Genomic DNA, 15,786 nt, shown 5'->3' on the forward strand with positions numbered 1-15,786 from the left:
AAGAACGAAACGACAGGACCCCATGGCCAACCACACCGCACTGATCGTGGACGACGAACCCGACATCCGGGATTTGCTGGAAATCACCCTGACTCGGATGGGGATCACCACCTTGACTGCCGAAAATGTCGGCGCTGCCCGCAAGCTGCTTGGCGAGCATCAGCCCGAGCTTTGCCTTACCGATATGAACCTGCCCGATGGCAACGGCATCGAACTGGTGCAATGGATCCAGAGCAACTGCCCGCACACCCCGGTCGCCGTCATCACCGCCTATGGCAGCATGGATACCGCCATTGAGGCTCTCAAGGCTGGCGCCTTCGACTTCGTCTCCAAGCCGGTGGAGCTGCCCCGCTTACGGGAACTGGTCAGCAGTGCCCTCAAGCTCGCCGCGGTGGCCGAGGAACCCGACAAGCCTGTCGACGACCCCGGACTGCTGCTTGGCAACTCCAGCGAAATCAAACGGCTTCGTGGCCAGATCCGCAAGATGGCCCGCAGCCAAGCACCGGTGTTCATCAGCGGTGAATCCGGCAGCGGCAAGGAACTGGTTGCCCGCATGATTCACCTTCAGGGCCCCCGCAGCGAAGGTCCCTTTGTCGCGGTCAACTGCGGCGCCATCCCCGCCGAGCTGATGGAAAGCGAGTTTTTCGGTCACAAGAAGGGCAGTTTCACCGGCGCCGTGGATAACAAGGACGGGCTGTTCCGATCAGCGAACGGCGGCACTTTGTTTCTTGATGAAGTGGCGGACCTGCCATTGACCATGCAAGTCAAGCTGTTGCGAGCCATCCAGGAAAAGGCTGTCAGACCCGTCGGGGACACCCGGGAAGTCCCGGTGGACATCCGAATCCTGAGCGCCACCCACAAGGACCTGCCGGACATGCTCGCAGAAGGCATCTTTCGACAGGATCTGTTCTACCGTATCAACGTGATTGAATTGTCGGTACCGCCACTGAGACAGCGTAAAGATGACGTTGCCCTGCTGGCCGAGCATATCCTTGCGCGAATTTCGCGGGAGTATGAATGTCCTGCGGCCTGCCTGACCGACGACGCCCTGGCCAAACTGCAGGACTACGATTTTCCCGGTAACGTTCGGGAGCTGGAAAACATCCTCGAGCGCGCCTATACCCTGTGTGACAATGACCGCATCGGCCCGACCGATTTGCACCTCGGGCATTCGCCCCAATTCAGTAACATGACACCCGATCACGCCCTCGGCGAGGGCGACACTCCGGCCATTCCAGAGGGAGAGCTGGATCTGGAGCAATTCCTGGAGGAGGTGGAGAAACAGGCCATCGAGAAGGCACTGGCCGCGACGCGCTGGAACAAGACGGCAGCGGCCAAACGCTTGGGTATCAGCTTCCGGGCGTTACGGTACAAGCTGAAGAAACTCGGCATGGAGTGAGCAAATGCTCACGCCGAACAGCGGCAGGATCGCCTGGATGCCCCCCTGGCCACCGCCTATGCTAACCGCTTCGTGGCGAATGGATACGCCCGAACCCTGAGCCGTCACCTGTTCTACAATTAGCCCCCGAAGGATTCAAGGATGAAGAATTCGATTGCCCACACCGGCTTCACGCTGGTGGAATTACTGCTCGCACTCACCATACTGTCACTGGTTAGCACCGTCGCACTCGGCCATTGGTCTGGCTGGATGAACGACGTCCGTCATCGCACCCAAATCAATGCCTACGCCGAGCTGTTCAACTACGCTCGCTGGATGGCCGCCAGCCGGCGTCAACGGGTAACCTTATGCCCCCTGGACACAGACAACCGCTGTCGGGATGACTGGAACCTGCCAGTGTCGGTGTTCCCGGACCAAGACAACAACAAGGAACCCGACGGCAACCTAGTCTGGCGAGTATTCCCCGCTCCCATGGTGCCTTTTTCGGTACGCTCCCGCACCGGTGGTCGCGGCTATTTGCAGTTCTCGGCATCCGGCATGGTTTATGGCGCTTCGGGTGGATTGGTTCTGTGCCCTGATCGTGACATTGAAGGAGGCAAGATGAGCTACATGGCAGTCAATCGTGGGGGGCGCTTTCGCAGTGAACACGACGAGGATGACGACCGACACATCCGGTTGTCTTGGGGCGCGGATATCCATTGTGCGTGAGCCGGCAGGCATAACGTGACGATTGGTCAAAGTGACTTGCAGGATGCCGGTGAGCGGAGCGAACCGCATCAACAAACCGCTTGGCGATGCGGTTCGCTCCGTTCACCGGCATCCTACGTTGTTCGAATCTCCGGGAAACATCCCGCTCAGGCACTACCTCTCCCAGTTGGTTTCGTTAGCATCCGCAGTATCGCCATCGTTATTGCGGTCCCAACGCCGCACGCCGGTGGAGGTCAACTCCAGAATACCGTCACCGGCCTGCGCGTTTTTGGGGGTAGCTCGTACCGTGTAGGAGGTGGCATCCGCAGCCTGGATAGTCAGGTCATAGTACTTCTGTGAACCATCCAGCGGCGCCTCGTCTGGATAATTTGCGGGAGAACCGGTATCGGCCCCACCATCGGCCGCCCCGGCATAGGTGTTGTTGGTGGTGAAGTACCGTTCCATGGCGCTGGCCATTCCCATCAGTGCGCCCTGGGCATCCGAGCGGCGGGTGCGCTCCACCTGATCCTGATAGCTGGGGTAGGCCACGAAGGCCAGGATGCCGACAATCGCGACCACGATCATCAACTCGATCAGTGTAATCCCCGCACTTCTCGCCATTGATACCGTCACTCGTTATTCCTCATACCAGTAGGTTTCAACCACGCCAGTCAGGGTATCGACCGGGCGACACTCGGCGCCGACGCAAATCACGTCCTGGCCGTCCACACGCATCCGTTGGGGATCAGGCGGCAGGCCCAGAGTCCAGAGCTCAACTTCGCGATCGGTTGTGGTTAATGCGTCATCTTCGCCAACTCCGTCGTAATTCACCACTGGTTGGCCATCCTTGACATAAATATGATACAGGCGGGACTGCCCCGCTGCCGGCTGGCAGGCGTTGTTGTTGCCGGACGGCTCGTAGGTGGTAATGAACGTCTGGCCGTTGACTGTCTGGCTTGTGGACAGTACTTTTTCGCCGGCCCGAGTCAAGCGAACGTACCAACCATCGGCTGTGGCCAATGCAGTCTGGGAATCGGAGACCTCCTGGTCCGTTCCCTGTCCGATCAGATTCGCTGTCGTGTCGAACAGATCCGACTCGGTCAGCTTGGTATATGTAACCACTGCGTCTGCGCCTTCCCCTTCCATCGGAGCTTCGGTGACGTCGGCGATACGCAGCATGTAGATACGGTCATCGACAATGTTGTCCAGCGGGTGCGCCTGCCAACCGGAGCCGATCACCAGCCCCAGGTAGCGAGTTCCACCCAGCTTGAGTCCGAACAGATCCGGGGCATGGTAGAAACGCCGGTTGTCATCGGCGGTATCGCCGGCCAGGTCCGCAATCACACCCGCGGTCACCAGGCTGGATGCGGCGTTGCCATTGGTGATGTCAAATCGCCAGATTTGCCCCCCCATGTCGCCGACATAGACCTGATCGGCGAGCCGGTCGCCATTGATGTCCAATACCTTGGGTGCCGATGGAATGCTGTAATCCATATCCGCCAGCTCCAGGTTGGCGCCGCTATCGGTCGGTCCGGCCCACCACAGCAAGCCGCCAGTACTGGCATCGACCATGTAGAGGGCACGGCCAACGGAGTCGGCGCTACGAACGCCCGCAGTGTCCTGCTGGGTGTCGTAACCGCCCGCAAAGATCAAAACATCTTTTACCGCATTACCGATCTTGGCTTGGGTTTTGACCGGTTTGGACCAGGTTTCGCCCAGCTCGGTGAAATCGCCGGCCCCGCCCTCAATCTTCCACAACAGCGAGGGACTGGTTCGGGTGGTGACATCCAGGGCATAGTAGTTTCGACCACCCCGGCGCATGCCGCCATAGATGTATACGTGGTCGCCGTCATCCGCGACGATCTGGTTATCGAAATTATCGTCGTGGCTCCAACTGATGACGGAGCCGTCCATACCATATACGCGAGTGGTCTCGTCATCACTGTTGGTCAGCAGCGTGGCCTGGTTGCTCAGCAGCTCCGAAGGTATGAAGGAAAAGTAACTGCTGCCGTCACTCCCATTAATGGCATGGAGGTAGCCCTGGTTGTCGCCAAAAAACACGGTGGTATCCGGGCTCGCGGACGTGCCACCGAAGATCACCAGATGGGGAATCGAGTGCAGCGGATCGGCGATGTATTTGCGGGCGTCGGTGGTGGAAGTGTCTTCATCTTCATCCTCCACATCCACACCGCGGGTCCAGTTAATCAGTTTTTCGTGATCGGCGTCGCTCATGGTGGCATCACCGAACATGGTTTTGGTGAGGTTCGCCTTGTTCGCAACGTCGACCGCGTTTGCCGAGGCGGTAAGATCGGTGCTGGCGCCCGAATAGTAGGTGTAAACTTTCCGGGTGGTGTTATTGTCCGGCTGTTCATTGGCGGCGCCGCCCTGGGCCACGTTTGAGCCATCGGCGCTGTCGCTCCAGAAGCTCTGAGCGGTGGACCGGAAGAAACCGGTGCTGGGGTCGACGGCGCTGGCATCGTTGACGTCATAAACAATGCCATCGGAACCCAGGCGATAACGCTTCAGGTTGCCTTCCCAGCGCGGGGAGATGTCCGGTTGAAACACCGAAAAGTACAGAGCGTCCAGGTGATTCAGGCGGTTGAAGGTGTTCACCGCGACCCCGGGCGCAACGAAGGTGGTGTTGACCGCCAGGACAGCACGAACGATGTCCTTGAAAGCGGTTTCCAGCGACTCGGTGTCATCGGCCAGATAGTAGGAGCCGCCACCATTGGACGCGGTGTTGGAAAGCAGGGTCTGATCGGTCTGGAAACCCACTGTATAGGTGGACACCGGCACGTTGTTGTCGAAACCGGCATCCAGCCCGGTGTCGTAGAAATAATCGGCGATTTCATCCAGGCAGTTGTCCGAACAGTTGCCCACTACCGATTGCATTGCGGTCCGGGTAGCACTGTCTTCCGCCTCATCGTAATCATCCCCACTTCTGTAACCGTCGTAGGTGGGCTCGCCATCCGTCAGCAGAATGATGCTGTTGGACTGGCACTCATATTCCATTGGGCTAATGTACTCGCCGCCCTCATCCACCGTGCCACTGACGGGACTGGTATCGAGAAATGGTGCATCGCCAGCAAAATACTTTCCTGCACCAAACAGGGTTTCCGCCAGTGGTGTCCAGGTCTCCGCCGTCAACCCGTCCACTGCAGTCTTGAAGGCGTCCCGATTGTCGTCAACGTTGGCAATCGGGACCAACACCCGACCGCCCTCACGTTGGTCACCATCGGTGTTGAACGCCATCAATCCGACATTCACCCCCACCAGACTGTCCGCCAGTTTGGTGGCGACATCCTGAACGATCTCCAGGCGGGTACTGGTGGTGGACTCGCGATGGTTGAAATACCAGTTGAGGTAATTGGCCGAGTAGAAATCCGCGCGGTCGATGTTATCCCAGTCGATTTCCTGGTTCTCACTACCCCACTGGTTGCTGTGATTGCGGGCATACTTGTTCGAGGATGCATCCGTTTCGCCGTGCACACCCCGGTCGGATTCGCATTCGACAATGCTGGTAGCTTCATCCAGATCACCGTCATTGAGATCCCGCCAACGGAACTTGTTGCCCTGCTCTCGCCAATGGGCCATACGGTAATTCAGCACTTCGCCGGCAGTCGCCAGGCGGTCGAGGATGTCGTCACACTTGTTGTCGGTCTTTGGGATCCCGATGGCCCAGCCGTTATCTTCGTAGTAGATGAAATCGTCCGAAATGTCGCCGTCGTAGGTCACCGATGCGTCAAAAGTGGACGTGGTGGTCACCTCGGCCCCCATACTTCCGGAGTTATCCAGAATAAACAGGATGTTTGGCTGGATGGACGAGGTCGAGGTGTTGAAAAAAATTTCGGTATCGTCCGCTTGGCCCGAAGCAGCCATACACGCCAGGAGGCCGACAGCCACTTTTCCGTATAACTTAGTCATCACGCCCATCCTCCTGCGCTACATTAAAAAAACGCACTTTTTCCACCAGCCTGGTCGCCGTGTCATAGTAAATAGTCGCGGCCTGACCACTCAGCTCCTGCACGCGCCATAAATCGATCGGTTGGGCGCCGAGGTAAAACTGCAGCTCGCGCGCAGGCAACAGACGGGTACCGCCAAGGCACGCCGTTGTCGTTCCGGGACAGGCGTTGACCTGAACCACCTCACCGCTGGCCGAAAACACCACTTCGACCCGGCTGCTCTCTATGGCATCCTGTTCCTGAACCATGTGAATGGGCGCCACTTTCAATGAAATCGGCTCCAAGCCAACAGCCGGTGACGTTACGCCGATGGCCGCGAACACGATTACTAAGTTCCAAGTTCTGTTATTCATATCGCCCCCTCTCCGCAGAGGATATGTTGGCCAATGTCATCTGTTGCTGAACGGATAATCGAGCGTCAGCAACTTCAGTAATATTCAATGCCCTTATTCACCGTGGCCGAGGCCCCGGTCGCCGGAATTTGAGAAGTTCCCCGAAGCTCAAAACGGTAACCCTTGAGCAAGGTTGTACTTTCATTGGCATCCATGGAACTGCCGCTGGAAATGATAATTTCCCCCAGGTACTCCGCCTCATACGCAGACTGCTGGTCGCCCCCGCCGATGCTGTAGGAGGAGGAAGAACTGGTGCTGTCCGCCGCCGACATGGCTTCACTCAGGGCACTCAGATCGCCACCAATAAGGGTGTTGGTCAACACGCCGACTGCACTTTCGGCACCCTGGAAGGCGCGATTTGAATTCTGGGCGTTGGCCGCCATGCGCTCCTGCAGCAGGGAGGAATTCATACCGGCGACGCCCAACATGGTCACCACCAGTAACACGATCAGACTCACCACCAATACCGCGCCGCGTTCAGTTTTTCTGTTTCCGGATCGAGTGGTCATGGCATTAATTCCTGTTCCGCAGGTTAATGGCGGTTTCAAAGGTTCGGCGCAGCCTGAAGTCTTCCGGGTGGGTGACCGTGGCCCCCGCTGCACTGGCCGGCTCAATGGTCTGCCCTGGCAGGATATAATCAAATTGGTCCGCCGTATCCTGAACCCGTTCGGCATCGCTCACCAGTAAGCCGAGCTTGACCGCCACCACGTTGCTCATGTCCAGACCCGCCGTATCGGCGGTGACGTAGCGGATATTGTCGGTGGCCAAACGCTCGCCAAACAGCAACTGCAGGCTCTCCACCCCTTCCACCAACTCCTCGATGGTGAAGGTGCTGGCGGCACTGTTGGCCAGGTTGTCGCTCTGGCGGTAGAGTGCAAACACCGGGTTGCCATTGATATCGTCCCGGCCGGTATCCGCCACGAAGTAAACGGTTGAGGTAAAGGACATGATCTGCGCGCTGGTGTCGTACAGCTGACTCAGCCGATTGCCTTCATTGACATCGTTGGCGTGCGCCCAAGTGCCACTTTCCGGATCACTGGTGATCCGGAACAGGTCTGCATTCTCGCAGTCGGAAATCAACACCACATCGTTCTGTTGGAACAGGGCCAGATCTCCGGCCACCTGAACATTGGCGTTAGTGGCATGCATGTTGCCGGTTACCGTAATAGGCACGGTATTGCCGCGCTGAATCGCCAGCACGTCACTGCCCACAACCGCATTAGCCTCAATGGCGGTGCCATCAAACTCGGTGCCATCGGCCCAAGTGGCGTCCGCCACTTCCCAACCGCGAATGGTGGTCAGCCCAAAGTCCAGCGTCGGCGGATTATCGGCGATGATGTTCATCGCTATCGTGGATGGATCCGCACAACCCTGAAAACCAGCCATACGAACTTCGCGTGTCACGATGTCGGCGGCAATCCGGCCCGTCTCCTGGATCCGGGCGAGGGAGGCGCTCAACCGGGAAGAGCGGTTGGAGTCCAGATACACGGTGATGACGCCGATGACCAGTATGGCGCTCAAGGCCAACGCCACCATCAGTTCCACCATTGTCAAACCACGAGCCCCGGCGGGGAGGGTCAAACGTTCCTTAAACCTGTTGCTCATCATTGCCATGGAGCCCCTTTACAAGCTGAATTGCACACTGAATTGCTGAGTGCCCGCCGTGTTGGCGCCGGCCGCTTCGCTCCACTGAATTTCCTGCCAGCTAACGGTAATGGTGAACAGGTTGCCCGCTCCACGAGTGATGGTCCCCACGCCCTGCGGCAGCAAGGCAATGGTTCCAGTTCCCTGGATCTGGCGTGTCCATTCGGCTTTATCCAGTGTCACCTGGTCGTTCGCCGAGCAGCCGGTCGTTTGCGAGGCGCAGCCTGGCAGGGTAGTGGTGGCATCCACCGCGCTGGTGTCGTAATCGTCGTAGTCGCCAGCAACGGCTTCAACTCTGTTAACACGCATCCGGTCCGCCATGTTGTAGGCGAGCATACTGGCCTGGGTACGCAGATAGGCGCTCTGGTTGTTACGAAGACCGTCAATCATCAAACCCGCCAAACCCAGCAGGCCCACCGCCAGAATGACGAGCGTGACCAGAATTTCAATCATCGACAACCCCTGTTGGCGTCGACCTATCCGGCTTGCTGGACGGCCACGGCTAGCGGCCCTTGTAGAATGGAAATCATGGGCAAGTGACATTGGCACCTCCACCGTGCAAGTTAACAATGCCGTCACCGTTTTCGTCGGTGGCCAGGCGGGTTTGACCTGAAATCATCACCACCACCGCCCTGGCTTCGCCGGCGCCCCGACCATCGCAGACGACAAAGGTGCCGCTGGCTAACGGTTGGCCATTGCCGGAAAACTGAAAGGAATCCACATTGCCGCCACCGGACTGTGCCTGAAGACTGTTGCCCCCGGACATCGCACCAAATACCTTCAGCACCGCATCACCATCGCCGGCATCCAACGTTTCATCGCCGTCCATATCGAGCATGGCGATCCAGCCGCCTTCCCAGTTGTTGGTTGCGATGCAACTGGTGTTGTCATTGGACGGGCACAGGGTAATCGTTGCATTGGGCCGTTTTGCCGCTTCGCTGCGGGCGAACCCCAAATGGCTGGTGAGTTCGTTGGTCTGAGACACAATCCGGCTCTCCTGAATCGTGCGATCAAACATAGGCATGGCCAACACCGCCAACATACCAACCACCAATAGCGTCAGCATTAACTCGATGATTGTAAATCCGGAACTGCGATTCAACACGGACATATTCCACTTCCATTGCCAGTTACAGGAAATGTAACGATGCCGCCATCGGACATCTACGGCGTCTCGATAAACGGCAGCAAAGACAGGATAGGCGGTCAAAGAGCAGCTAGCTACGTGACCGAAGTCACAGACCGGAACCACGGTGTGCGGACTATTACGAACGAAAGGAAAAGCGACTCCGAGACAGAGGAGCGCAGAGCACGGACCAAAGGGCGGGCGATGCCGGGAAAACATCGCCGCCTCAACCGGCAATGCCTGAAATTCAGAGAGTCAGGACCGCCAGCAACATTATCAGGGTTAGATAAGATCTTAGGGAGCCTCTGATTAACTCCGAATCACCTCTGGCATTCAGAGCCATTCACAGTCAAGGCGCGACTTTTTAGTTATGTCTGGACTTGGCAGTAATGTCTGGACCTTGCAAAAAGGCGCAACGCCGAGTGTGGATGGCTCTGAACGCCCCGCAGGGCGTGCTCTGAAGGCTGCACCTGCGGCGTTGCGGCTCTTGCCAAGGCCAAGTTCTTTATCAAAACAGGGCCATTGGCGGCGAACCGCGTCTTGCATCTACAGCCTTCAGATCGCGCAGAGGCAATTCGGAGTTAATCAGAGGCTCCCTAGGGCTAGAAAAGTTAGCCGAGTCAGGAATGGCGCTACGACACCTCCACCGCATCGATCCGCAATTCCTTCGGCATGGAAAACACGATGTTCTCCTCGCGCCCGGCGATTTCCTCGGGGACATCGCCGCCGAGCTCCTGCAGCCGTTTGACCACGTCGTTGACCAGCACTTCCGGGGCGGAGGCACCGGCGGTTACGCCCACCGCCTGTTTGCCCTTGAGCCAATCCGGGTCGATCTGTCGAGCTTCATCAATCAGATAGGCCGGGGTGCCCATGCGTTCGGCCAGCTCCCGCAACCGGTTGGAGTTGGAGCTGTTGGGAGAGCCCACCACCAGCATCAGGTCGCAATCACCGGCCAGCTGCTTGACGGCATCCTGGCGGTTTTGGGTCGCGTAGCAGATGTCGTCCTTACGCGGCCCCTGAATCTCGGGGAAGCGGGCGCGCAAGGCGTCAATCACCTTGGCGGTGTCGTCCATGGACAGGGTAGTCTGAGTCACATAAGACAGACGGGAAGGATCATTCACCGCCAGCTTTGCCACATCCGCCTCGTCCTCTACCAGGTAGATGTCGCCGCCGTTGCGATGGTCGTACTGGCCCATGGTGCCTTCCACTTCCGGGTGACCGTGGTGGCCAATCAGCACGCACTCGCGGCCGTCCCGGCTGTAGCGCATGACCTCCATATGCACCTTGGTGACCAGCGGGCAGGTGGCGTCGAACACCCTGAGACCGCGGCGGGCAGCTTCGTTCTGCACCGCCTGGGACACGCCGTGGGCGCTGAAGATCACCAGGTGATCATCGGGCACCTCGTCCAACTCATCGACAAAGACCGCACCCCGATTGCGCAGATTGTTCACCACAAACTTGTTGTGAACCACCTCATGGCGCACGTAGATGGGTGCGCCGAACACATCCAGCGCCCGGTTCACGATCTCGATGGCGCGGTCAACACCGGCACAGAAACCGCGGGGATTGGCGAGTCGAATCTGCATGCTGAAGTCCTGACTGGGTGCGTAAATCGAATTTAGTGAGTCGGCGCGGCTGGCTCGACATCGATGATCTCGACATCAAAAGTCAGTGTACGCCCGGCCAGCGGGTGGTTAAAGTCCACCGTGACCTCATCGCCTTCCACCTTGCTGATCACCCCCGGCAGCTCCGTCTGGCGGGCGTCGGCAAAGGAAATCATCACCCCCGGCTCCAGCACCATATCGGCTGCGAAGTCCGAGCGCTTGAACAGCTGCACGTTGTTGGGGTTGTGTTGGCCGAAGCCCTTTTCCGGAGGTACCTGGTAACTGGCCTGCTCGCCGGCCTTCATGCCCATCAGGTAGGCCTCGAAGTTCTCCGGCAGGTTTTCATCGCCGATTTCGAGGCTGGCAGGCTCCTTGTCAAAGGTGGAATCAATCACCTGACCGTCGGAAAATTTCAGCGCAAAATGCAGGGTGACCCGGGTCCCCTGGTCCACTGGCAGTTCGTTCATCGGGAATCGCTACTCCTTCCGGATGGTTCCGCTGGCTTGCGGAACATATCGAGAATCATCATGCCGGCACCCAGGGTAATGGCGGTGTCGGCCAGGTTGAACGCGGGAAAATGGTAGTCCTGCCAGTAGAAATGCAGGAAATCGACGACATAGCCGTGAACCACCCGGTCGTACACGTTACCCAAAGCGCCTCCAAGAATGAGCGCGATGGCAACAGCGGTCCAGGTTTCGTGGGCTTTCAGGGATCTCATCCAGATCACCAGCAGCACACTGACCACCGCCGCCAGGGCGACAAAGAACCAGCGCTGCCAGCCGGCGGCATCCGCCAGCAGGCTGAAGGCGGCGCCGGTATTGTGAAGCAGCGTCAGGTTAAACAACGGCATCACCGGCACCGGATTGGCGTAAGTCAGCATGGCACTGGCCAGCGCTTTGGTACCCAAGTCAAGAGCAATCACCAGTACCGCCAGCCAAAGCCAACGAAGCTGGGAACCCGTCGTATCGCGATCAGTCATAGCGGCGTCCATCAGGCAAACGAGCGGGCTTCGCCCTGCCCTTCCACGTTACTGACACAACGGCCGCACAGGTCACTGTGCTGCGGGTTCTGGCCCACGTCCGCCCGATGGTGCCAGCAACGTTCGCACTTGCTATGAGCGGTCGGTGTCACCTTGACCATCAGCCCTTCGTGGTTGGTCTGCTCGGCGTCACCCGCCTCTGAAACCGGCTTGACGGTGGCTTCGGAGGTGATCAGCACAAACCGCAGTTCCTCGCCCAGGGACTTAAGATCCTGCGCCAGTTGCCCCTCGCAGTACAGCGTCACTTCGGCGCTGAGGGAGCCCTTGATGTCACCGCGACCACGTGCGGCCTCCAGACACTTGTTGACCGCCTCCTTGACGCCATAAAGCTCGTCCCAGTACTCGCGCCCAAGCTGGACGTCCTGCGGCAGTTCGGCCAGGTCTTGGTACCAGGTCTCGTAGAACACGGTATCGCCACGCTCACCCGGCAGGTGCTGCCAGATCTCATCGGCGGTGAAGCTGAGAATGGGGGCAATCCAGCGCACCAGCGCCTCGGCCACATGGTACATGGCGGTCTGGCAGGAGCGACGGGCCAGGCTGTCGGCCTGGGTGGTGTACTGACGGTCCTTGATGATGTCGAGGTAGAAGCCGCCCAGGGTCGCCTCGCAGAAGTTGTAGACCTTCTGATAGATGCGCAGGAAGGCGTAGTTCTCGTAGTCCTCGATCAGCTCCTGCTGCAGCCGCAGGGCACGGTCCAGCATCCAGCGATCCAGCGCCAGCATGTCCTCCGGCGTCACCGAATGCTGCGCCGGCTCGAAGCCGCTCAGGTTGCTGAGCAGGAAACGGGCGGTGTTGCGGATGCGCCGGTAGCCATCGGCGGTTTGACGAAGGATGTCCTTGGACACGGTCATCTCGCCGCTGTAGTCGGTGGCGGCAACCCACAGCCGCAGGATATCGGCCCCCAGTTCGTTCATCACTTCCTGAGGCGCGATCACGTTGCCCAGGGACTTGGACATCTTGCGCCCCTGGCCATCGACGGTGAAACCGTGGGTCAGTACCTGGCGGTAAGGCGCAACACCGTTGATGGCGATGGAGGTTTTCAATGACGACTGGAACCAGCCACGGTGCTGGTCGGAGCCTTCCAGATACAGATCCGCAGGAAACTGGCCCAGCTCGACACGGGGACGCAGCACGGAATCGTGGGTCACACCGGAATCAAACCAGACGTCCAGAGTATCCAGCACCTTCTCGTATTGGTCCGCATCCGTGCCCAGCACTTCGCTGGCGTCCAGATCGTACCAGGCGTCGATACCGTCCAGCTCGACCTTGCGAGCGACCGCTTCGATCAGCTCCGCGGTGTCCGGGTGCAGCTCCTGGGTTTCCTTGTGGATGAACAACGTAATGGGCACGCCCCAAGTGCGCTGGCGGGAGATACACCAGTCCGGGGATTGCTGGAACATCGCCTCAATGCGGTTCTGACCCCAGGCCGGCACCCAGCGTACGCCCTTGATCGCTTCCAGCGCGTCGGCACGGAGATGCTGTTGCTCCATGCTGATAAACCATTGCGGCGTGGCACGGTAGATCAGTGGGGTCTTGGTCCGCCAGCAATGGGGGTAACTGTGAGAGAACTTCTCGGTATAGACCAGCTTGCCTTCACGCTTGAGCGCCTCACTGACCGGGGCGTCCGCCTTATAGACATGTAGTCCGGAAAACTCACCGGCACCAGGCGTGTAGGTGCCATCGGCCTGGACCAGATTCAGCGTGCCAATGCCGTACTGCTGGCCAACCACAAAGTCTTCCATACCATGGTCAGGCGCGGTGTGTACCGCACCGGTACCGGCGTCCGTGGAGACATGCTCACCCATGACCACCGGCACCTGTTTCTCAAAGACCGGGTGTTTCAGCGGCAGGTTTTCCAGCGCCGAGCCTTGGCAGGTGGCCAAAACCTCATAATTCTCCAGGGACCAGCGCGCCATGATGCCCTCGACCATGGCAGCCGCCAGGATCAGCAACTCCGCGCCCGCACCGGCATCCACCTGCACCAGCGCGTATTCCAGATCGGCGTTCAGCGCCACGGCCTGGTTGGCCGGGATGGTCCAGGGCGTGGTGGTCCAGATCACCACCGATACTTCACCTTCCCCCTGATCGGCCCCAAACACCGCCAAGGCACTGGCCCGGTCGACGGCCGTGAAGCGCACGTCGATCTGGGTGGAGGTCTTGTCCTGGTATTCCACCTCGGCCTCAGCCAGGGCGGACTGGCCCACCACACTCCAGTAAACCGGTTTGTAGCCACGCACCAGGTGACCCTTGGCGACGATCTTGCCCAGCGCCCGGACGATACCCGCTTCCACCTTCGGATCCATGGTCAGGTAAGGCTTATCCCACTGTCCCATGACCCCCAGGCGAATGAAGTCGGCTTTCTGGCCGGCAACCTGCTCGGCGGCATAGTCGCGACAGGCCTGACGGAAGGTCTTGTAATCCACCTTGACCCCGGCCTTGCCGATGTTCTGTTCGACCTTGTGTTCAATGGGCAAGCCATGACAGTCCCATCCCGGCACGTAAGGCGCGTCGAAGCCCATAAAGCTGCGGGACTTGACGATCATATCCTTGAGAATCTTGTTGACCGCATGCCCGATGTGGATGTTGCCGTTGGCGTAGGGAGGGCCATCGTGCAGGATGAACTTGTCGCGACCGGCGCGCTGCTGGCGGAGGTTGCCGTAGACATCCAGGTCCTGCCAGCGCTGGAGCATATCGGGCTCGCGCTTGGCCAGGTTACCGCGCATCGGAAAGGCGGTTTCAGGCAGATTCAGGGTATGCTTGTAGTCGCTCATGGTTACCTGTGGATCGTTACCGGTAAAGGGTTAACTGTGGCTATGCTTTGGTGTTGCGCACTCATGTGGATTGACGAACAACAGCGCCGACCAGGGCAGCCATCACTGCCCCGCCAGCCACTGACGGGCGTCGTTGAAGTCCTGTGCGATCTGGGCCTGCAAGGCCGCAACGGAGTCAAACTTTACTTCATCCCGCAATGGGTGGCGGAAGGTGACCCGAATACGCTGACCATATAGTGTGCCAGCAAAGTCGAACAGGTGCACTTCCAGGGCCGGCTGGCGACCGTCCACCGTGGGCCGCAGGCCGATGTTGGCAACGCCGTCACAGCGGCAGCCATCCGGAAGCTCCGCCTGCACCACATACACGCCGCGCAACGGCGGCAGGCGCGAAAGCAGGATATTGGCCGTGGGCGCGCCGATCTGTCGGCCCAGTTGGCGACCATAGACCACCCTGCCGTCGATGGCATAGGGCCGCCCCAGAAGGCGTGCGGCATGATCGAGTCGATTGCCGGCGAGGGCCGTTCGAACAGCGGTGCTACTGACCCGCTCGCCGGCAACAGTCACCGTCAACGTGTTCTCAACGGTGAACCCCCGCTGGCCACCGACCTGCTGCAGCAGGTCGAAATCTCCGGCCCGGTCACAACCGAAACGGAAATCGTCGCCCACCACCAGGTGGCGTACGTTCAGCCCGTCAATCAGCACGTCCTCGATGAAGCCCATGCCCGAGTAACTGCGAAACTGGTCGTCGAACCGCAGGCACAGCACCAGATCCATGCCGGCATCAATCAACGCCTGATACTTCTGCCGGAAGCCGGTCAGCCGGGGCGGCGCTTCGTGGCCCTGAAAGAACTCACGCGGCTGGGGCTCAAACACCAGTGCCACTCCAGGTACGCCCAGCCGTTGGGCCTGCGCGCGCACCTGATCAATGATGGTTCGATGCCCGAGGTGAACGCCGTCGAAGTTGCCAATTGTCGCCACACACCCCTTGGCCAAGGGAGAGGTCGCCTGCTTTGACAGCGCCTGCAGGTTGGCCAGCCCTCGTATCAGCCGCATGTAATGCGCACCCCTAAGTCTCAGTCTGTATGAGTGTCGGTCTGTATTGTCTGTCGTGTCGGCATCGCCGACGCAGCCACCCTGCCTGGACAGACCGAACGAGCCAGCG

The 15,786-nt window shown here is 59.3% G+C and carries 14 protein-coding genes; 2 read left to right on the forward strand and 12 right to left on the reverse strand.

What is annotated here, in order from left to right:
* Positions 1-22: 22 nt before the first annotated feature.
* Positions 23-1,399: a sigma-54-dependent transcriptional regulator gene (locus tag N6L25_RS10635; protein WP_271980037.1), complete on the forward strand. Its 1,377-nt coding sequence runs from the start codon at positions 23-25 to the stop codon at positions 1,397-1,399.
* Between the two features lie 141 nt (positions 1,400-1,540).
* The gene (locus N6L25_RS10640) at positions 1,541-2,107 is read left to right on the forward strand and encodes a GspH/FimT family pseudopilin (RefSeq protein WP_271980039.1); all 567 of its coding nucleotides are present in this window, start codon (positions 1,541-1,543) and stop codon (positions 2,105-2,107) included.
* A 153-nt stretch (positions 2,108-2,260) separates the two neighbouring features.
* Here N6L25_RS10640 and N6L25_RS10645 read toward each other — a convergent pair whose 3' ends face one another.
* From N6L25_RS10645 to ribF, 12 genes are all read right to left on the reverse strand, one after another.
* On the reverse strand, positions 2,261-2,707 hold the full coding sequence (locus N6L25_RS10645; protein ID WP_271980041.1) for a type IV pilin protein: 447 nt from the start codon (positions 2,705-2,707) through the stop codon (positions 2,261-2,263).
* Between the two features lie 15 nt (positions 2,708-2,722).
* On the reverse strand, positions 2,723-6,010 hold the full coding sequence (locus tag N6L25_RS10650; protein WP_271980043.1) for a pilus assembly protein: 3,288 nt from the start codon (positions 6,008-6,010) through the stop codon (positions 2,723-2,725).
* Positions 6,003-6,401: a hypothetical protein gene (locus N6L25_RS10655; RefSeq protein WP_271980045.1), complete on the reverse strand. Its 399-nt coding sequence runs from the start codon at positions 6,399-6,401 to the stop codon at positions 6,003-6,005. The genes N6L25_RS10650 and N6L25_RS10655 overlap by 8 nt, the downstream gene beginning before the upstream one ends.
* A gap of 74 nt (positions 6,402-6,475) precedes the next feature.
* Positions 6,476-6,949 carry a pilus assembly PilX family protein gene (locus N6L25_RS10660; RefSeq protein ID WP_271980047.1) on the reverse strand — a complete coding sequence of 158 codons (474 nt, stop codon included), beginning with the start codon at positions 6,947-6,949 and terminating at the stop codon, positions 6,476-6,478.
* A gap of 4 nt (positions 6,950-6,953) precedes the next feature.
* Positions 6,954-7,988 (reverse strand): PilW family protein, encoded by a 1,035-nt coding sequence (locus N6L25_RS10665; protein WP_271980049.1) that lies wholly within the window; start codon positions 7,986-7,988, stop codon positions 6,954-6,956.
* Between the two features lie 75 nt (positions 7,989-8,063).
* On the reverse strand, positions 8,064-8,627 hold the full coding sequence (gene pilV, locus N6L25_RS10670) for a type IV pilus modification protein PilV (RefSeq protein ID WP_442915230.1): 564 nt from the start codon (positions 8,625-8,627) through the stop codon (positions 8,064-8,066).
* Positions 8,611-9,195, reverse strand: a complete 585-nt coding sequence (locus N6L25_RS10675; RefSeq protein ID WP_271980051.1) for a GspH/FimT family pseudopilin — start codon at positions 9,193-9,195, stop codon at positions 8,611-8,613. The genes pilV and N6L25_RS10675 overlap by 17 nt, the downstream gene beginning before the upstream one ends.
* Before the next feature lie 647 nt (positions 9,196-9,842).
* Positions 9,843-10,796, reverse strand: coding sequence for a 4-hydroxy-3-methylbut-2-enyl diphosphate reductase (gene ispH, locus N6L25_RS10680; RefSeq protein WP_271980053.1), 954 nt, complete (start codon positions 10,794-10,796; stop codon positions 9,843-9,845).
* Positions 10,797-10,828: 32 nt separating this feature from the next.
* Entirely contained in the window at positions 10,829-11,281 is a 453-nt protein-coding gene (gene fkpB, locus N6L25_RS10685) for an FKBP-type peptidyl-prolyl cis-trans isomerase (RefSeq protein ID WP_271980055.1), read from the reverse strand.
* Entirely contained in the window at positions 11,278-11,793 is a 516-nt protein-coding gene (gene lspA / locus N6L25_RS10690) for a signal peptidase II (RefSeq protein ID WP_271980057.1), read from the reverse strand. Before lspA ends, fkpB begins: the two co-directional genes overlap by 4 nt.
* An 11-nt stretch (positions 11,794-11,804) precedes the next feature.
* Positions 11,805-14,624 (reverse strand): isoleucine--tRNA ligase, encoded by a 2,820-nt coding sequence (gene ileS, locus N6L25_RS10695; protein ID WP_271980059.1) that lies wholly within the window; start codon positions 14,622-14,624, stop codon positions 11,805-11,807.
* Positions 14,625-14,726: 102 nt separating this feature from the next.
* Positions 14,727-15,677, reverse strand: coding sequence for a bifunctional riboflavin kinase/FAD synthetase (gene ribF, locus N6L25_RS10700; RefSeq protein ID WP_271980061.1), 951 nt, complete (start codon positions 15,675-15,677; stop codon positions 14,727-14,729).
* Between the last annotated feature and the right edge of the window lie 109 nt (positions 15,678-15,786).

It is taken from the genome of Marinobacter sp. SS21, assembly GCF_028369065.1.
In the GTDB taxonomy this organism is placed as follows: Bacteria; Pseudomonadota; Gammaproteobacteria; order Pseudomonadales; family Oleiphilaceae; genus Marinobacter.